Genomic DNA, 17,498 nt, shown 5'->3' with positions numbered 1-17,498 from the left:
CGCAGGGCCACCGCCGCCGGCTCCGTCAAGCTGCCCGGGCCGGCCTGCGGCACCGGCCGCTGCAGTACGGCCGCAGCGCGCACCGGCGCCAGCAACAGCACGGCAGGGGCACGCGACCCGCCGGCGATGGCGGACAGGCCCTGGGCGGACACCGTCTCCGCCGCCGCGACGAGCAGGGCGCCCTCGGTGCCGCGCAGCAGGACGGGTGTTCCGCGGCGGAGTTCGGAGGCGGCGCGATGCACCGCCCGCAACGCGCTGGCGGCGCCATCCGGTGCCGCGCTATCCTCGCGCATCTGTGACGGGAAGTGTCCCGTGGCTCTCATCTGTCGGCTTCCGTGCTGGCGTCGCCATTGACGCGGCCCAATGTGGCGTGCGCAAGGCGTTTGGGAGGGGCATGCGGGGATAAAAACATTCCGGCCCGTCAAGCGCTGGTGATCGTGCCGGAGGTGCGACAAGGCTTGCTCCGTTCGTGAGCGGTGATGCACTCTCTATCTACAGGCAAGTCGTTCCGTCGCATCCGCGAGAGGCGCGGCAACCTTGCGTGAAACCCTGACGTCACGGTGGCGCTACGGCGCTGCCACAGCAGCGGGAGCAAACATGGCCGGCCCTCGACCGATCCTCGTCGTGGAGGACGACGAAGCGCTGCGCGAGTCGCTCTGCGAACAACTTGCGCACGACGGTGAATTCGCGCCTGAGCAGGCGGGAACCGCCGCCGAGGCTCTGGCGCGGCTCGGCGCGGAGGATGCGCGCTACGACGCCGTCATCCTCGACATCGGATTGCCCGACGGCGACGGGCGCGAGCTCTGCGCGCGTCTGCGTCGGCAAGGTCTCCGGATGCCGATCCTGATGCTGACCGGCGCGGACGCCGAGCAGGACATCATCCGCGGGCTCGACAGCGGCGCCAACGACTACATCCCGAAACCCTTCCGGGTGTCGGAGCTGACCGCGCGGCTGCGCGCGCAGCTGCGCGTCTTCGACAACAGCGAGGACGCGGTGTTCACCGTCGGGCCGTACACCTTCCGCCCCTCGGCGAAGCTGCTGCTGGAGGTCGCGCGGAACCGCAAGATCCGCCTGACCGAGAAGGAGGCGGCGATCCTGAAGTACCTCTACCGCGCGGGCGGGCGCCCGGTCGGGCGGCAGATCCTGCTGAACGAGGTGTGGGGCTACAACAGCGCCGTCACCACGCACACGCTGGAGACGCACATCTACCGCCTGCGCCAGAAGATCGAGCCGGATCCGTCCCAGGCCCGGCTGCTGCTGACCGAGGGCGGCGGCTACCGCCTCGATCCGCATGCGGGTCGGGCAACCCAGCAGGCAGCCTAGTCGCGTCAACCTGCCGGGTCCGCACTCCCCCGCTCGGGGGGGGCCGGGGCCACCGGGCCCCGGCGCCGAAGGCTGGTCGGGGTAGGGGTGCGAGGACAGCGCGCCACCTGCCTCGCCAGCGCCACCCTCGGTCGCGCGACAGGGGAGCCCGGCACTGAGCTGACAGCCCCTATTCCAGCCGGCAGGCCTCGTCGAAGGACAGGCGCGGGCTACGGGGGAACAGGCCGGCCGGATCGCCATAACCCAGGTTGACCAGGAAGTTCGACTTCCAGGTCGTGCCGGCGAAGAACAGCTCGTCGAGCTTCGCCGCATCGAAGCCACTCATCGCCCCGACATCCAGCCCGACGGAGCGCGCCGCCAGCATCAGGTAGGCGCCCTGCAGCGTGCCGTTGCGGAAGGCGGTCTGCTCCGCGAAGGCCGCATTGCCGGTGAACCAGGACCGCGCATCGGCGTGCGGGAACAGGAAGGGCAGCTTGTCGTAGAAGGCGGTGTCGTGCGCGACAATCACCGTGACCGGCGCGGTCATCGTCTTCTCGACATTGCCCGGCGACAGCGCCTCCTTCAGCTTCGCCTTGCCTTCCGCGGTGCGGACGAAGACGAAGCGCGCCGGCGAGGAATTCGCGGATGTCGGGGCGAACTTCAGGAGGTTGTACACCTCCTCGAGCTTGGAATCCGGCACGCGCCGGTCCTGCCACTTGTTCTGCGTCCGCGCCTCGCGGAACAGCAGGTCGAGGGCCTTGTCGTCGAGGGTTGAGGGATCGGAGAGCATCGGGAAGACCTTCCGGCGGTTGCGGCTGCCACCGCAGATGGTCCCACCCGCCCCAGGCGGCCAGACCGGCCTGCCCGGATGACCTTCATCACCCCCGTGAATGATACCGTGGTTCGGCGGTTGCCCGGCTCAGGCCTCCACCTGCTCCACCCGGACCACTTCCGGCACGTAGTGCCGAAGCATCGTCTCGACCCCGTGCTTCAGCGTCGCGCGGGAGGACGGGCAGCCGCTGCAGGCGCCCTGCAGGTGCAGCCGGACCACGCCCTCGCGGAAGCCGCGGAAGACGATGTCGCCGCCATCGCCCGCGACGGCCGGGCGCACGCGGGTGTCCAGCAGCTCCTTGATCTGCGCGACGATCTCGCCGTCCTCGGGGGCGAAGTCCTCGTCGTCCGCGGCCTCGTCCTGCCCTTCCATCACCGGCAGGCCGGCCAGGTAGTGCTCCATGATGGCGCTCAGGACGCGGGCGCGGAGCTGCTGCCAGTCCGCGTCCTCGGTCTTGGTGACGGTGACGAAGTCATTGCCCAGGAAGACCCGGGCGACGTCGCCCACGCCGAAGATGCGCGCAGCCAGCGGGCTGCGCCCGTCGGCTTCCGCCACGGCGGTGAAATCCGCGGTGCCCCGCCCGCCCATCACGTCCCGTCCGGGCAGGAACTTCAGGGTGGCCGGGTTCGGGGTGCCTTCCGTCTCGATGAACATTCTCTTCTCTGTCCGCGGGCTGGCTGTCGATAGAAGACTTATGTGGTCCGTTTTGGGGTGCCGCGCAACGCTCGTTGCGGATGGGTGTGGACTTGATGCGAATGACTCGCAGTCGCATATGTGCTGCATCGGAGGCCCGACAGATGACGACGATTCCACCCCCGCCACGCACCCAGCCGCTGCTGCTGCCCGTCTCCCCCGGGCGACGGGGCCTGCTTGCCGCCGCCCTGTTCGGCCTGGCCGCGCCCAGAGGCGCGCACGCACAGGACCGGCCGCTCCGGCTTGTCGTCGCCTCCGCCGCGGGTGCCAATGCCGACGTCGTCGCCCGCCTGCTCGCTGCCGCATGGGAGCCCTCGCTCGGTCGCCGCGTGCTGGTCGAGAACCAGCCCGCCGCCGCCGGCAGCCTCGCCGTCGAGGCCGTGGCCCGCGCCGCCCCGGACGGCGAAACGCTGCTCTTCGGCACCGTGTCGCAGCTCGTCATGAACCCGGCGCTGTTCGACAGCCTGCCGGTCGATGTCGAGCGGGCGATCCGGGGCATCGCCTTCGTCAACCGCGTCCCCATGGCGCTCTGCGTGCCGATGGCCGGCGAGCCGGACCTGCCCGCCTTCCTGGGCCGCATGCGGATGGAGCACGGGCCGACGCAGTACGGATCCGGCCCGGCCGGCACGACGACCCACGTGGTCGGCGCCCGCTTCGCGCTGGCAGCCGAGATCGCCCGTGGCGACCTCGTCCATGTGCCCTACCAGTCGAGTGCCCTGGCCTTGACCGACCTGATGGCCGGGCGCCTGACCTTCATGTTCGACGCCGCCGTCACCGCCCTGCCGCACCACCGGGCCGGCCGGCTGCGCATCCTCGGCATCGCCGCCGAGCGCCGGCTGCCGTCGGCGCCCGACATCCCGACGCTGTCGGAGGCCGGGCTGCCTGGCTTCACCGGCGGGACCTGGAATTCCATCGCCGCACCGTCCGGGCTGCCGGATCCGATCGCCGCAAGCCTGAACGCCCAACTCACCGCCCTGCTCGCGCGGGCCGGGTTGCGCGACCGGCTGGAAGCCATGGGCAGCGAGCCGATCGGCCGGGCCATGTCCCCGGCAGACGTGGACGCCTTCTACGCGGCGGAACGGGCCGTCTGGATCCCGGCGATCCGCAGCGCCGGCATCCGCGCGCCGTAGGCCGCGCGCCGGCGCCCCGCACGCGGGCGGGCATCAGGTGACGCGCTCCAGCTCCTCCTCGCTCAGGTCGCCCGGGACGATGGTCATCGGCACCGCCAGCTTGGCCGCGTAGCGCCCGGCCAATGCCGAGATCAGCGGGCCCGGGCCCGACCCGCCGGCGGCCGCGGCCAGCACCAGGATCGAGATGCGCGGGTCCTCCTCCAGCAGGGCCAGCAGCTCGTCGCGGGGCTCGCCCTCGCGGATCAGCAGGATGGGGATGCCGCCGGTCAGCTCGTTCACCTCGGCGGCCAGGCCCGAGAGCAGCTTCTCCGCCTCCTGCCGGCGCTCCTCCGCCAGCATGGCGCCCACGCCTGCCCATTCCACCTGGCCCGCCGGCTCGATCACCCGCAGCAGGGCGACGCGGCCGCCGCTCTTGCGCGCGCGGAGGCAGGCATAGCGCAGCGCGACCCGCCGCTCCGTGCTGTCGTCCACGACCACGAGGAAGACCCGGTCCCGCCTGGCCTGTGCCGCTGCCTGCGACTCGCCCATCAGCCCCTCCGGAACAGCACGCTGCCGAGCCAGCCGGCAAAGGCGGCCAGCAGGATGCAGGCCACGCCATACAGCACCGGCAGATCGCGTGCGACATCGGCGATCTGCGCGGCGCTTCCCACACGCGCGACCTGGATCGTCAGTTCCTGCCGCGCCACCGGCCGGCCATCGCGCACCAGCAGGATCTGCACGCGGTAGTCGCCCGTGGCGACAGTGGAGGGCACGGGCAGACGGGCATGGAACAGCCGCCCGCCCGCCACCTCCACCGGGCGGACCTGGTCCACCCAGAGCCCCTGCTCCTGCTTCAGCTCCCGCAGCGCGTCCCGGAACTGCGGCCCGCGCGCGCCCAGCTGCGGCAAGGGCAGCAGGTCGAGCCCCAGGCGAAGCTCCGCCCGTTCCAGCGGCGCCAGCATGTCCTCCACCGGCCTCGTGGCGGCCAGTGCCCAGTAGGACGGGATCCGGTTGAAGCGGGCGGCGGGCCCGTTGATCCAGAAGCCCAGCACCTCGACCTTCTGCCGCACGACCAGCGAGGACTCCGGCCCGGTCGCCAGCACCACGACCTCGTCGCCGCCGGCATGGATCAGCCGCTCCGTGGCGCCGAACACCACGATCTCGCCGCCGGTGAAGGCCGTGGTGACCTCGATCCGGCGCGTCGAGAGCTCGGCGGCCAGCGGCGGCGCCGCCGCTGGCTGCGCCTGCGCACCGGCCGGCAGCCCCAGCATGAGCACCGCCAGCAGCCAAGCCAGGCGCAGCGCCGCGATCACGGGGCCGGACCGATGACGAACAGCTGCTCCGGCACGCGCAGCAGGTCCCACAGCAGCGCACCGGCCACCGCAAGCACCAGCGCGCCGAGCAGCGCGCGCGTCTCCTCGCCGCGCAGCCTCGTGCCCATCGCCGCGCCGAACTGCGCGCCGGCCACGCCGCCGGCCAGCAGGAGCATGGTCAGCACGATGTCCACGCTGCCGACCTGCACGGCCTGGAGGAAGGTGACGTTCGCCGTGACGAAGACCACCTGGAACAGCGAGGTGCCGATGACGACGGAGGTCGGCATGCCAAGCAGGTAGATCATGGCCGGCACAAGCATGAAGCCGCCGCCCACGCCCATCACCGCTGAGAGCAGGCCGATGAAGAAGCCGATCAGCAGCGGCGGGATGACGGAGATGTAGAGCCGCGACTTGCGGAACCGCACCTTCAGCGGCAGGCCGTGGATCCACAGGTGCTCGTGCAGCCGCGCCGCCTTCGCCTTGCGTCGTCGCAGGATGGCACCGAGGCTCTCGCGCACCATCAGCGCGCCCACGGTGCCCAGCACGACCACGTAGAAGACGGCGACCGCCAGATCGACCTGGCCGGCGCGTCGGAGCCAGGCGAAGAGCTGCACGCCGGCGGCCGAGCCCACGAAGCCGCCGATCAGCAGCACCGCGCCCATCCGCACGTCCACGTTGCCGCGCCGCCACTGCGCGATCAGCCCGGAGACCGAGGCGCCCAGCGTCTGGTTCGCGCCCGAGCCGACCGCGACGGCAGAGGGAATGCCGATGAGGATCAGCAGCGGCGTCAGCAGGAAGCCGCCGCCGACACCGAACAGCCCGGAAAGCCAGCCCACGCCGAAGCCGATGCCCAACAGCAGCAGGGCATCCACCGACATCTCGGCGATCGGCAGATAGACCTGCATCGCAGTCCGGGTCTTCCACGTCCAGGTGGCGGGAATGCGGCGGGATGCACCCGAAGCGGACACGCCGCAAGCAGTCGCAGGAAGAAACCCGCGCCGATGGCAGTCTGGCCACACGAACCCGCGGCGGCAGGGCGCGTTGGCCGTGCAACATCCTGACAAGGTTGAGGGAGCCCAGCCATGCAGACCAGGGTCGCGACTGCCGAGACACCACTTGCGGCGACCGCCGTGCCGGAAGGCGCGCCGGCCTTGCCGCCCCGCATCTCCTGGGGCGCCGTGCTGGCCGGCGGCGTGGTCGCCGTGGCGGTCGGCGCCATGCTCAACGTCCTCGGCCTGGCGATCGGCGCCACCACGGTGGATCCGGCGATACCGGGCGAATCGCCCAGCGGCAGCCTGCTCGGCATGGTGGGCGGCATCTGGCTGCTGGTGGCGAACCTGATCGGACTCGGCATCGGCGGCTGGGTGGCGGCACGCCTCTCCGGCACGGCGGACGACACCGACGGCGTGCTGCACGGCCTCTCCGTCTGGGCGATCGGCTACCTGCTGTCCGCCGTGCTGCTTGGGAACATCGTGGCGGGCACGGCGAACACCGCCTTCCGCGGCGCCTCGGCCATGATCGGCGGCACGGTCCAGGGCGCCGGCCAGGCCATCGGCCAGGCGGCGCAGGCGGTCGCGCCGCAGGTCGCCGGCAACCTCGACCCCGAGGCGCTGGTCGAGCGGCTGCAGAGCGGCCTGGCCACTGGCGGCGATGCGGCCGCGATGAGCTCCGACCAGCGACGGGCCGAGATGACGCAGATCCTGGGCCAGCGCGTGCGCCAGGGCGGCTTCCTGGGCAACCAGCGGGAGCGCCTCTCGCAGCTGGTCGCGGCCGAGTACGGCGTGCCGGCAGAGGAGGCGAACAACCGGATCGGCCAGCTCGAGACCCAGGCACGCGACCTGGCGCGGGAAGCCGAGACCCGGGCGCGGCAGGCCGGCGAGGCGGCGGCCGAGGCCGCGGCCGTCGGCGCCTACTGGATCTTCGCGGCGATGATCCTGGGCGCGGTGGCTGCCGTGCTCGGCGCCCGCATCGGCACGCGCCGCACGCACGTCGCCTACGCATGATGGAGGGGGGCGCTGAGCCCCCCTCTGGACCTAGACCGGCGTAGCGCTGACTGTGTTCAGGGCTACGCCGGTCTCGCTTCTCTGGCCCGGCGATTCACGCCCTTCGCCGTGCCCACCTTCGGTGTGCACACTCAGGGCGATCGCGGGCTAGTCGTGCTGCGCCAGGTAGTGGGCCAGCGCGATCAGGTCGGCATCGCTGAGGCCGGCGACCGCGCCGTTCATCTGCGGGTCCGCGCCGATCCGGCGCCCGTCGCGGTAGTCCTTCAGCGTCTGCGCCAGGAAATCCTCCCGCTGACCGGTCAGGCGGGGCACCTGGTTGCGGCCGGCATAGTTCGGCATGTGGCAGACGGCGCAGTTCCGCGGTCCGCTCAGCGCCTGGCCGGCCGCGAAGCGAGCCGCATCACGCGGCTCGCGGTCGTCGGGTGGGCCGGCCGGCAGGCTGGCGAAGAACGCCGCCAGGTCCTCGATGTCGCGGTCCGGCAGGTTCGCGGCAAAGGGCGTCATCGCCGGCACTTGGCGGATGCCTTCGCGGAACAGGATCAGCTGGAGGGTGATGAACTCGGTCTGCTGCCCGGCCAGCGAGGGAACGCCCTGGGTCTGGCTGCGCCCATCCGCACCGTGGCAGTTCACGCAGAGATGGGCGGCGAGATCGGCGCCGCGCCGCGCATCCTGCGCGAACGCGGCCCCGGGAAGGGCGGCGGCCAGCAGGGCCGCCGCCAGCAGTCTCAGCACCCTCACCGGCGATAGGTGATGCGGTAGATCGCGCCCATCTGCTCGCCGGAAACCAGCAGCGATCCGTCGCGCAGCACGTGCACATCCGCCGGACGGTCCAGGAAGCGCTGGTTGGCGTCGTCGCGGAAGCCGGTCATGAACTCCTCCAGGCGCGTCACATTGCCCTGCGCGTCGAGATGCGCCACGACGACGTCATAGCCCGAGAGGCGGGCGCGGTTCCAGGAGCCGCGGCGCGCGATGAAGATCTGGTTGCGGTACTGCTCCGGGAACATGGTGCCGGTGTAGAAGCGCATCCCCAGCGCTGCGACATGCGGGCCGAGCAGCGCCGCCGGCTGCGCGAATTCCGAGCAGTTGCGCCCGGCGTTGAACTGCGGGTCCGCCCAGTTGCCGACGCAATAGGGGAAGCCATGGTCCTCGCCGGCGCGGCGGACGCGGATCAGCGTGTCGTTCGGGTTGTCGTCGCCCACCCAGTCGCGGCCATGGTTGGTGGCCCAGAGCTCGCGCGTCACGGGATGATGCGCCATGCCGACGCTGTTGCGCACGCCGCGCGCCTCGATGCGCCGCCCGCTGCCATCCGGATTGAAGGAGACCAGCGTGGCGAACACCTCGCGGTCGGTGTTGCACACGTTGCAGTTCACGCCGATGTTCGTATAGATTCGGCCGTCCGGGCCGAGCGTGGCGAACTTCCAGTGGTGGTTGCCGCCGTGGTCCTGTTCCGTCGGCAAGCCGAAGGCGGCGGTGAGGTCCACCGGCTGCGGCACGTTGTCCAGGTTCGCCTCGATGTTGTCGTAGCGCAGCACCCGGTTCACGGCGAGGACGTAGAGGCTGTTGCCGATCATCACCAGGCCGTTCGGCTGGCTCAGGCCCTGCGCGATGACGCGCGTCCGCGTCGTCCCGTCCGGGTTGCGGCTGATCGCGTAGACGCGCCCGATGACGCGGGTGCCAGCGAAGATCGTGCCGTTCGGCCCTTCCACCATGGTGCGCACGCCGGGCATGCCATGGGCGAAGAGCTCGGCCTGGAAGCCGGCCGGCAGACGGATGGATCCGACCGGCACCTGGTCGGGCGGCGTGACGGTCAGCCGCGGCGCGTGCGGGGCAAGGGTCGATCCCTCCGGCCGGCCCACGGCCCAGCCGGGAACCGGGGCAGGCTGCTGCGCGAAAGCGGGAAGGGCGCTGAGCGCGGCGAAGACGCCGGCCGCGAGTGTGCGACGGAGCATGTCGTTTCTCTCCCTGGCCGAAAGGCATGCATGGCCCCGGCCCACGCCAGCATGCGCAACTTCGCAGGCCGGTTCAACCTCGGGCGGCCCGGCGCCGCTTGACCTTCGCCCCTCGCGCCGCGGAGATGCCGGAATGACCGACGATCCGCGCCTCTACGCCCCGGCCGTCGCACGCAACCGCGACGCCATCCTGGCCGTGCTGCGCGGCGTGCTGCCCGCATCGGGTCTTCTACTCGAAGTCGCCAGCGGCTCCGGCGAGCACTGCGCGCATTTGGCCGCCGCACTGCCGGCCCTGACATTCCAGCCGAGCGACCCGTCGCCGGAGGCACGGGCAAGCTGCGATGCCTGGTGCGCGACGCTGTCGAATGTCCGTCCGGCCCTGGCCCTGGACGCCGCGGCGGTGGAGTGGGGCGTGGTGCGCGCCGACGCCGTGCTCTGCATCAACATGGCGCATATCTCGCCCTGGTCCGCGACGCTGGGCCTGCTGCGCGGCGCCGCGCGCATCCTGCAGCCGGGCGCGCCCCTGGTGCTCTACGGCCCCTGGATCCGCGACGGCGTGTCGACGGCGCCGAGCAACCTCGACTTCGACGCCAGCCTCAAGGCGCGGAACCCGGACTGGGGGCTGCGGCGGCTGGAAGATCTGGCGGCGACGGCGACGGAGTTCACGGCGCCGTCCGTCACGGAAATGCCGGCCAACAACGTCACGCTGGTGCTGCGGCGGAGATAGCCGCGGCGCCTATCCGTGCCGCGCCGCCAGAAGCTGCTTGATCTCGCCGATCGCCTGCGCGGGGTTCAGCCCCTTCGGACACGTCCGGGCGCAGTTCATGATGGTGTGGCAGCGATACAGCTTGAACGGATCCTCGAGCGCATCCAGCCGCTCGCCCTGCGCCTCGTCGCGGCTGTCGGCGATCCAGCGATAGGCCTGCAGCAGCACCGCGGGGCCGAGGTAGCGGTCGCCGTTCCACCAATAGGACGGGCAGGCGGTGGTGCAGCAGAAGCACAGGATGCACTCCCACAGCCCGTCCAGCTTCGCCCGCTCGTCCTTGGACTGCAGCCGCTCGGCATCGGGCGGCGGCGGCGTGTCGGACTTCAGCCAGGGCTCCACGCTGCGCAGCTGCGCGTAGATCTGCGACAGGTCGGGGACCAGGTCCTTCACCACCGGCATGTGCGGCAGCGGGCTGATCTTCACGTCGCCCTTCACGTCCTCGATCGGCTTGAGGCAGGCCAGCGTGTTCAGCCCGTCGATGTTCATCGAGCAGGAACCGCAGATGCCTTCCCGGCAGGACCGCCGGAAGGTCAGCGTGGAGTCCACCTCGTTCTTGATCTTGATCAGCGCGTCCAGGACCATGGGGCCGCACTTGTCGAGGTCGATCTCGTAGGTGTCGGTGCGCGGGTTCTCGCCGCTGTCGGGATCCCAGCGGTAGATCCGGAACGCCTTGACGTTCTTCGCGCCCGAGGGCGCGCCATGGCGCTTGCCCTCGGTGATCGTGCTGTTCTTGGGAAGCGTGAAGGTGGCCATGGTTCCCTCAGTACACCCGCGCCTTGGGCGGGAAGACCTGCACCTCGTTGGTGAGGGTCCGCATCTTCACCCCGCGGTAGTCGAGCCGGACGGTGCCGTCCGCGTCGCACCAGGCCAGCGAGTGCTTCATCCAGTTCGCGTCGTCGCGCTCGGGGAAGTCCTCCTGCGCGTGGGCGCCGCGGCTTTCCTTGCGGGCCTCGGCGCTGACGATCGTCGTCATCGCGTTGCCCAGCAGGTTGTCCAGCTCCAGCGCCTCCATCAGGTCGCTGTTCCAGATCAGGCTGCGGTCGGCGACCTTCAGGTCCTCCATCCCGCCCCAGATCTTGCGCATCTTCTCCACGCCCTCCTTCAGGCTGTCGGAGGAGCGGAAGACGGCGGCATGGGTCTGCATCGCGCGCTGCATCTGCACCCGCAGCTCGCTGGTCGGCGTGCCGCCCTTCGCATTGCGGATGCGGTCGAAGCGATCGAGCGAAGCCTCGCCAGCGCCGGCCGGCAGCGGCGCCTGGGACGCGCCCGGCTTGATTGTCTCGGCCGCGCGATGGGCCGCGGCGCGCCCGAACACCACCAGGTCGAGCAGGGAGTTGGTGCCGAGCCGGTTCGCGCCGTGCACGCTGACGCAGGCTGCCTCGCCCACCGCCATCAGCCCGGGGACCACGGCATCCTCGTTGTCCTTCGTCGGGCGCAGGACCTCGGTGTGGATGTTCGTGGGGATGCCGCCCATGTTGTAGTGGACGGTCGGCAGGATCGGGATCGGCTCCTTCGTGACGTCCACGCCGGCGAAGATCTTCGCCGTCTCGGAGATGCCGGGCAGCCGCTCGTTCAGCAGCTCGGCGCCCAGATGCTCCAGGTGCAGCAGGATGTGGTCCTTGTGCGGACCCACGCCGCGGCCCTCGCGGATCTCCACCGACATGGCGCGGCTGACGACGTCGCGGCTGGCCAGGTCCTTCGCGGTCGGCGCGTAGCGCTCCATGAAGCGCTCGCCCTCGGAGTTCGTCAGGTAGCCGCCCTCGCCGCGCGCGCCCTCGGTGATCAGGCAGCCGGCGCCGTAGATGCCGGTCGGGTGGAACTGCACGAATTCCTGGTCCTGCAGCGGCAGGCCGGCGCGCAGCGCCATCGCGTTGCCATCGCCCGTGCAGGTATGCGCGGAAGTGCAGGAGAGATAGGCGCGTCCGTAGCCACCGGTGGCCAGCACCACGGTCTGGGCGCGGAAGCGGTGGAGCGAGCCATCCTCCAGGCACCAAGCCATCACGCCGCGGCAGGCGCCCTCGTCGTCCATGATGAGGTCGGTGGCGAAATACTCCACGAAGAACTCGCAGCCATGCTTCAGGCTCTGCTGGTAGAGCGTGTGCAGGATGGCATGGCCGGTGCGGTCGGCCGCGGCGCAGGCGCGCATCGCCGGCGTCTTGCCGTAGTGCTGCATGTGGCCGCCGAAGGGGCGCTGGTAGATGCGCCCGTCCTCGGTGCGGCTGAACGGCACGCCGTAATGCTCCAGCTCGATCACCGCCGGGATGGCCTCGCGGCACATGTATTCGATGGCGTCCTGGTCGCCGAGCCAGTCCGACCCCTTCACGGTGTCGTACATGTGCCAGCGCCAGTCATCCTCGCCCATGTTACCGAGCGCCGCGCCGACGCCGCCCTGCGCGGCGACGGTGTGGGAGCGGGTCGGGAAGACCTTGGTGACGCAGGCCGTCTTCAGCCCCGCCGCGCCCATCCCGAAGGTGGCGCGCAGTCCCGCACCGCCGGCGCCGACCACCACCACGTCGTAGGTGTGGTCCACGATCCGATACGCGCCCCGCGAGGGCTTGCTGATGGCGTTCATCGTGCCGTCCGTTGGTCTGGCCAGGCCCGGGATAGGGCCCCGCCGGTCAGGTTAGGAATTTGGGCCTTGCGCCTCAGACCGCAATGCGCAGCACCGCGAGCGCGGCGGCGATGCCGAGCAGCCAGCACACCGCTTTCACGGCCAGGATCGAGGCGATCTTCACCCATTCCGAGTTCGCATAGTCCTCGATGATCACCTGCAGGCCGGACGCCGTGTGGTGGAAGGTCAGCCCGATCAGCGCCAGCAGCAGCACGGCGTTCAGCGGGCTGCCGATCCACAGCAGGACCTCGCCATGCGTCATGCCGGCATTCGTCGCCAGCGACAGGACGAACCAGATCGTCAGCGGCAGCAGCGCGATGGAGGTGACGCGCTGCATCCACCAGTGATGCGCGCCGGACTTGGCGGAGCCCATGCCGCGCACGCGGCCGAGCGGGCTGCGCAGCTGCGCCTGGCGGGGTGCCTGGCCGGAAGTGGTGTGCGACATCGTCAGGGCCTCACCAGGAGATCAGCAGCATGAGCCAGGTGAGCGCCGTCAGCACGGCGGTGCCGATCAGCACCGCGCGGCCGGTCTTGTAGACGGTCGGGATGTCGTACCCCCAGCCGGCGTCCCAGGCCAGGTGGCGGATGCCCGCCAGCGTGTGGAACCACGCCGCGGCGGTGACGCCCATCAGCAGCAGGATGCCGAGGAAGGAGCCGAGGAACCACTGCACCGCGTCGAAGGCAGAGGGCCCGGCCGCGGCCGCCACCAGCCACCAGGTCATCACCAGCACCCCGGCCACCCAGGCCACGCCGGTGATGCGGTGCGAGATCGACAGCGCGCTGGTCATCTGCAGCATATCGTACACCTGCAGATGGGGCGACAACGGGCGGCGGATCAGCGTCCCATCCGAGCGGCGACCGACCATGGTCGCTTCGCGTGAATCCTGCATGGTCGACATGCCGTCGCCGCTCCATCATGACGCGCACGTTATCTTCGGTGCGCGCGCCTTCCTCTGAGCTACCTTTATGGTGCAGTGCGCCAGAGCGTCAACGCAGGGGCTGCACGGAGCTGTGTGCATGGCAGCACGAATAGGAATGATATCCTGCGTCGCATGCCCCATTGCGCGCCGCCCCCGCCGTCGCCTCCAGCCTCGCGCAGGCCGGCGCCACGCCGCCGCGGCGGCGCCGCGCGGCTGTTCGACCTCGTGCACAAGCTGCTGACCGGCGGCGCCGCCCTGGCGACGCTGCTGCGGCTGCTGTTCTGACGGCGCCGGGCAGGCTCGCGCCGGCTCAGCCCGGCTTGCGGGCGACGACCCGCATGAAGTCGGCGCTGCCGAAGGCGGCGGCGAGCATGCCGCCCAGGATGACGCCACGCCCCAGCACACGCGCCAGGACCTGCCGCGCACGCCGGTTCGGCACCTCGTCCACCCGGTAGCCGTCGATCCCGGCATGCCAGCAGAAGGTGGAGAGCGGATACTTCTGCACCACCGACACCGCCTCGAACCCCGCGCGTTCCAGCACGCCACGGACCGACTCGGGCGTGAAGCCCCAGATGTGCCGCGGCGGATCGTAGCCCGGCCAGGTGCGGCCGAAGAGCCGCGCCGCCCAGGAGGCGTGGTTCGGCACCACCAGCACCACCAGCCCGCCCGGCACCAGGCTCGCGCGCGCCTTCGCCAGCACGGCGGGCGGGTCGTGCAGATGCTCGAAGACGTTGTTCATGTAGACGCAGGACAGGCCGTCCGGCAGTTCGGCCGCCTCCGCCGTGGTCTGCTGCAGCGTGATCCCATGCCGCGCCGCGGCCGCGCAGCCCACCGCCGAAGGCTCGCAGCCCAGGACCTCCCAGCCGGCCGCGCGGAACTCCAGCAGGTCCGCGCCCGAGCCGGCACCCAGCTCGAATACGCGCCGTGTCGCGGGCGGGTGGAAGGACAGGACCGAGTGGTTCCGCAGCGGCCAGAGCGCCAGCCTCAGGAGAGGACGGTAGCGGCGCGCGGTGTCGGACCGCTCCTCGGGAAGCGCGAAGAACGTCTCGTAGGCCAGCCGCTTGAGCCGGTCGGCACGCGACGCGGTCTGCGGCGCGGGGTCGCAATAGGGCGAGTAGTCGTCGGGGTAGTGCTGCCCCATGTGCTCGATGTGCGGCCGCGGCGAGAGGCGCTCCAGCCCGCAGGCCGCACAGCGGCGATAGGTCCAGATCCCGCGCGCCTCCGGGTCCTGTGCGGTCAGCACGGCGCTGTCGGAGCCGGCGCCGCACAGGCATCGCACCTCTTCCTGCGCGGCATGGGCCTCCGCCTCGCGGGGTGCCGCCGCGTCCACCAGCCAATCCTGCTGCATCGCCGTCCGAGCCATCGAAGGGTCGGCCGCTCTACTAGGGGTTGCGCGGCGCGGCGTCCATGCGTTGTTGCGCCTCCCGCACAACGCCGCGGGCCGCATCCGGCCGCGGCCGTCAGCGCGCCAGGCCGACCCTGACGGCCAACCGCCAGGCCGCGGTCACGAACAGGTTGCAGAACAGCGTCCGCACGAGGTGGAACCCCAGCACCAGCGGCACCCCGACCTCCAGCGCCTTCGCCGTGATGGACATCTCCGGCATGCCGCCCGGCGCCATCCCGAGCACGACCGCAGCGGCCGGCAACCCCGACACCCAGGCCAGCCCCAGCGCCATCATCGCCATCACCGCGATCAGCAGCAGCGTCGTCAGCGCGGACGCCAGCGCCAGCCGCCGGGAAGACAGGATGAAGCCCTTGCTGACCCGCTGGCCCAGCGACATCCCCATGCCGACCTGCGCCGCATCCACCATCCAGCCCGGCACGCCGGAAGGCAGCACGCCGGCATAGGACAGCACGATCACCAGCGCACAGGGGCCGAACATCCAGGGATTGGCGATGCCGGTGCGCGACAGCGCCAGCGCCGCCAGCACCCCGCCCGCCACCAGCACGGCGAGCCCGCCGGCATGGACCTCGGGCCGCTCCGCCAGGAAGGCGCCGGCATCGCCGCGCGACGCCAGCCACGTCACCAGCGGCGGCACGACCACAACCACGATCATCACGCGGATGGTCTGCGCCAGCGTGACCGGCGCCACCGGCAGGCCCGCGCGCTGCGCCAGCACCGCCATCACCACCACGCCGCCGGGGACCGAGGCGTAGTAGCCGGTCTGCAGGTCGGTCCCCGCCAGCCGCGCAAAAACCCGGGCCGCGAGCGCGCCAACCAGGATCGAGAGCACCGCGGCCAGCACGAGCCAGGGCAGCGCCAAACCCACGGCGGCCATGACCGGCGCGGTGAAGGTCTGCCCAAGGCCGAGCCCCAGCACGATCATGGCCGCCGGGCGCGTCGGTCGCAGCACCTCGGCCCGCTCGTGCCAGGCCATCGCCGCGGTGGCCGCCATAGCGCCGAGCATCCAGGCCAGCGGGATGTGCAGCAGCCAGAACACCCCGCCGCCGAGCACGGCGGCGACGGCGGTCAGGGCGACAGGACGCAGCCGGGCGAGGGTGGGAAGGACGGGCAAGGGGGGAGGATCTCCCGGCACAGTCTCGGGCCTTGATCGGCCAGCGTCAAACCGGCCATGCGGCCCGCCACCGGCGCACACCGCATGCGCAACATGCCGCGCTTACGCTTCATTAGGGATTGTGCCCCAGGTTGAGCGCCGGGGCCGGGCAGAGCGCGCGGCCACCACGCCCGCGCCGACTCGCGCAGGGCACCGCGGCCGGGCGGCAGGACGCTCACTTCCGCCGCGGAACCGGAAGCCGGGAACTCCAGGCATGTCCTCGATCAACACCAATGTGGCGGCGATGGCCGCCGTGCGGTCGCTCAACACCATCTCGGGCGACATGGGGCGCACGCAGCAGCGCATCGAGACCGGGCTGCGCATCAGCCAGGCCAACCACGACCCCGCCGTTTTCACCATCGCCCAGCGCATGCGCGCCGACCTCAACGGCCTCAGCGCCGTGATGGACAGCCAGAGCTTCGGCCGGGCCTCGCTCTCCGTCGCGCGCGACGCCGCGACGCGGATCAGCAACGAGCTGGGCCGCCTGAAGCAGACCATCACCCAGGGCCAGCAGCAGGGCCTGGATGCGACGACGATGAACAACCAGATCACGTCCTCGCTGTCGAACATCGACGCCTTCGCCAACTCCGCCAACTTCAACGGCGTGAACCTGATCAACAGCAACACCGGCACGCTGCAGGTGCTGCGCGACATCACCGGCAGCACGACGCAGGTCGCATCCTCGGACATGCGCTCCTCCGCCGGCGGCCTGAACCTGGCGGGGCTGACCGTCACGCAGGGCGCACGGCAGATCTCCTTCGACAGCTCCCTGGCCATCTCCGACGGCGCCGGCTTCTCAGTGACGGTCGGCACCACGACCTTCGTCTACGAATTCAACAACAACGCCTCGCTGGCCGGTTCAGCCGGGCCGAACACCATCGTGCGCGCCGTCGAGTTCACCGCCACCCAGTCGCCGCTGAACGTCCTCGGCTCGCTGATCCAGGCGATGGCGCAGGACGGCATCAATGCCGGCTTCGACAACAACGGCAACATCATCATCAGCAACGCGACGAATGCCGGCAGCGGTGGCAACGGCCTGACCGCGGTGACCGGCGCGACGGTCACGCAGATCGGCGGCGCGCAGGGCGCAATCCAGCGCGTGGACGGCGCGATCGACACGGCGGGGCGCATCCTGGCGCGGATCGGTGCGGCCGTGCAGCAGATGGAGGGGCTGCGCGACTTCAGCACGCAGCTGCGCGACAGCCTGCGGGAAGGCCTGGGCGCGCTGGTGGATGCCGACCTGGCCGAGGAGAGCGCGCGATTGACCAGCCTGCAGACGCGACAGCAGCTGGCGACGCAGTCGCTGTCCATCGCGAACCAGCAGAGCCAGTCGCTGCTCAACCTGTTCCGCTGACGCAGGGCGGGCCCGCCGCCGGCGCAGGCGCGGCGGCGGGCCTCACACCGCCAGCACGCCGCGCGGCGCCGGCGCGCGGTAGGCGGGGAAC

Annotated in this window: 19 protein-coding genes and 1 pseudogene; 6 read left to right on the top strand and 14 right to left on the bottom strand. The window is 71.2% G+C overall.

The window, feature by feature from the left end; all coding sequences use genetic code 11:
• A pseudogene (locus OZN99_RS10265) lies at positions 1-293 on the bottom strand (GTP cyclohydrolase II); the annotation flags it as partial.
• A 304-nt stretch (positions 294-597) separates the two neighbouring features.
• Between OZN99_RS10265 and OZN99_RS10260 the strand changes: the two are divergent.
• Positions 598-1,323, top strand: a complete 726-nt coding sequence (locus tag OZN99_RS10260) for a response regulator transcription factor (RefSeq protein WP_270935118.1) — start codon at positions 598-600, stop codon at positions 1,321-1,323.
• A 169-nt stretch (positions 1,324-1,492) separates the two neighbouring features.
• Here the strand turns inward: OZN99_RS10260 and OZN99_RS10255 are convergent, their stop codons facing one another.
• Both OZN99_RS10255 and OZN99_RS10250 read right to left on the bottom strand, forming a co-directional pair.
• A complete protein-coding gene (locus OZN99_RS10255; RefSeq protein ID WP_270935117.1) occupies positions 1,493-2,092 on the bottom strand; it encodes a malonic semialdehyde reductase in 600 nt (199 codons plus the stop codon).
• Positions 2,093-2,221: 129 nt separating this feature from the next.
• Positions 2,222-2,788: a NifU family protein gene (locus OZN99_RS10250; RefSeq protein ID WP_270935116.1), complete on the bottom strand. Its 567-nt coding sequence runs from the start codon at positions 2,786-2,788 to the stop codon at positions 2,222-2,224.
• A gap of 143 nt (positions 2,789-2,931) precedes the next feature.
• Between OZN99_RS10250 and OZN99_RS10245 the strand changes: the two genes are divergently transcribed.
• Positions 2,932-3,957 carry a Bug family tripartite tricarboxylate transporter substrate binding protein gene (locus OZN99_RS10245; protein ID WP_270935115.1) on the top strand — a complete coding sequence of 342 codons (1,026 nt, stop codon included), beginning with the start codon at positions 2,932-2,934 and terminating at the stop codon, positions 3,955-3,957.
• A gap of 33 nt (positions 3,958-3,990) precedes the next feature.
• Here the strand turns inward: OZN99_RS10245 and OZN99_RS10240 are convergent, their stop codons facing one another.
• The 3 genes from OZN99_RS10240 to OZN99_RS10230 are packed head-to-tail and all read right to left on the bottom strand — an operon-like array spanning position 3,991 to position 6,154.
• The gene (locus OZN99_RS10240) at positions 3,991-4,485 is read right to left on the bottom strand and encodes a universal stress protein (RefSeq protein ID WP_270935114.1); all 495 of its coding nucleotides are present in this window, start codon (positions 4,483-4,485) and stop codon (positions 3,991-3,993) included.
• Positions 4,485-5,249: a TIGR02186 family protein gene (locus OZN99_RS10235; protein ID WP_270935113.1), complete on the bottom strand. Its 765-nt coding sequence runs from the start codon at positions 5,247-5,249 to the stop codon at positions 4,485-4,487. The genes OZN99_RS10240 and OZN99_RS10235 overlap by 1 nt, the downstream gene beginning before the upstream one ends.
• The gene (locus tag OZN99_RS10230) at positions 5,246-6,154 is read right to left on the bottom strand and encodes a sulfite exporter TauE/SafE family protein (RefSeq protein ID WP_270935112.1); all 909 of its coding nucleotides are present in this window, start codon (positions 6,152-6,154) and stop codon (positions 5,246-5,248) included. Before OZN99_RS10230 ends, OZN99_RS10235 begins: the two co-directional genes overlap by 4 nt.
• A gap of 177 nt (positions 6,155-6,331) precedes the next feature.
• Here OZN99_RS10230 and OZN99_RS10225 point away from each other — a divergent pair, with 177 nt between their 5' ends.
• Positions 6,332-7,252 (top strand): hypothetical protein, encoded by a 921-nt coding sequence (locus tag OZN99_RS10225; RefSeq protein WP_270935111.1) that lies wholly within the window; start codon positions 6,332-6,334, stop codon positions 7,250-7,252.
• A gap of 147 nt (positions 7,253-7,399) precedes the next feature.
• Here OZN99_RS10225 and OZN99_RS10220 read toward each other — a convergent pair whose 3' ends face one another.
• Positions 7,400-7,990 (bottom strand): c-type cytochrome, encoded by a 591-nt coding sequence (locus OZN99_RS10220; protein ID WP_270935110.1) that lies wholly within the window; start codon positions 7,988-7,990, stop codon positions 7,400-7,402.
• Positions 7,987-9,201, bottom strand: coding sequence for a PQQ-dependent sugar dehydrogenase (locus tag OZN99_RS10215; RefSeq protein WP_270935109.1), 1,215 nt, complete (start codon positions 9,199-9,201; stop codon positions 7,987-7,989). Before OZN99_RS10215 ends, OZN99_RS10220 begins: the two co-directional genes overlap by 4 nt.
• 133 nt (positions 9,202-9,334) lie before the next feature.
• On the opposite strand from OZN99_RS10215, the gene OZN99_RS10210 reads away from it, so the two are divergent.
• Positions 9,335-9,928, top strand: coding sequence for a DUF938 domain-containing protein (locus OZN99_RS10210; protein ID WP_270935108.1), 594 nt, complete (start codon positions 9,335-9,337; stop codon positions 9,926-9,928).
• Positions 9,929-9,937: 9 nt separating this feature from the next.
• On the opposite strand, the gene OZN99_RS10205 is transcribed toward OZN99_RS10210, so the two are convergent.
• The 4 genes from OZN99_RS10205 to sdhC form a co-directional block, all read right to left on the bottom strand.
• Entirely contained in the window at positions 9,938-10,720 is a 783-nt protein-coding gene (locus tag OZN99_RS10205; protein WP_270935107.1) for a succinate dehydrogenase iron-sulfur subunit, read from the bottom strand.
• A gap of 7 nt (positions 10,721-10,727) precedes the next feature.
• On the bottom strand, positions 10,728-12,539 hold the full coding sequence (gene sdhA / locus OZN99_RS10200) for a succinate dehydrogenase flavoprotein subunit (RefSeq protein WP_270935106.1): 1,812 nt from the start codon (positions 12,537-12,539) through the stop codon (positions 10,728-10,730).
• A 73-nt stretch (positions 12,540-12,612) separates the two neighbouring features.
• A complete protein-coding gene (sdhD, locus tag OZN99_RS10195; protein ID WP_270935105.1) occupies positions 12,613-13,023 on the bottom strand; it encodes a succinate dehydrogenase, hydrophobic membrane anchor protein in 411 nt (136 codons plus the stop codon).
• Positions 13,024-13,033: 10 nt separating this feature from the next.
• Positions 13,034-13,468 carry a succinate dehydrogenase, cytochrome b556 subunit gene (sdhC, locus tag OZN99_RS10190; RefSeq protein WP_333779730.1) on the bottom strand — a complete coding sequence of 145 codons (435 nt, stop codon included), beginning with the start codon at positions 13,466-13,468 and terminating at the stop codon, positions 13,034-13,036.
• A gap of 162 nt (positions 13,469-13,630) precedes the next feature.
• On the opposite strand from sdhC, the gene OZN99_RS10185 reads away from it, so the two are divergent.
• A complete protein-coding gene (locus OZN99_RS10185; RefSeq protein WP_270935103.1) occupies positions 13,631-13,783 on the top strand; it encodes a hypothetical protein in 153 nt (50 codons plus the stop codon).
• Between the two features lie 25 nt (positions 13,784-13,808).
• On the opposite strand, the gene OZN99_RS10180 is transcribed toward OZN99_RS10185, so the two are convergent.
• Both OZN99_RS10180 and OZN99_RS10175 read right to left on the bottom strand, forming a co-directional pair.
• The gene (locus OZN99_RS10180) at positions 13,809-14,861 is read right to left on the bottom strand and encodes a class I SAM-dependent methyltransferase (RefSeq protein WP_270935102.1); all 1,053 of its coding nucleotides are present in this window, start codon (positions 14,859-14,861) and stop codon (positions 13,809-13,811) included.
• Positions 14,862-14,958: 97 nt separating this feature from the next.
• Complete coding sequence (locus OZN99_RS10175) at positions 14,959-16,014, bottom strand: AbrB family transcriptional regulator (protein ID WP_270935101.1); 1,056 nt, start codon at positions 16,012-16,014, stop codon at positions 14,959-14,961.
• 253 nt (positions 16,015-16,267) lie between these two features.
• On the opposite strand from OZN99_RS10175, the gene OZN99_RS10170 reads away from it, so the two are divergent.
• Positions 16,268-17,407, top strand: a complete 1,140-nt coding sequence (locus OZN99_RS10170) for a flagellin (protein WP_270935100.1) — start codon at positions 16,268-16,270, stop codon at positions 17,405-17,407.
• The last annotated feature ends 91 nt before the right edge of the window (positions 17,408-17,498 follow it).

The organism is Falsiroseomonas oryzae (assembly GCF_027856955.1).
In the GTDB taxonomy this organism is placed as follows: domain Bacteria; phylum Pseudomonadota; class Alphaproteobacteria; order Acetobacterales; family Acetobacteraceae; genus Falsiroseomonas; species Falsiroseomonas oryzae.
The sequence above is the reverse complement of the archived record's forward strand: the minus strand, read 5'-3'. Positions and strand labels throughout refer to the sequence as shown.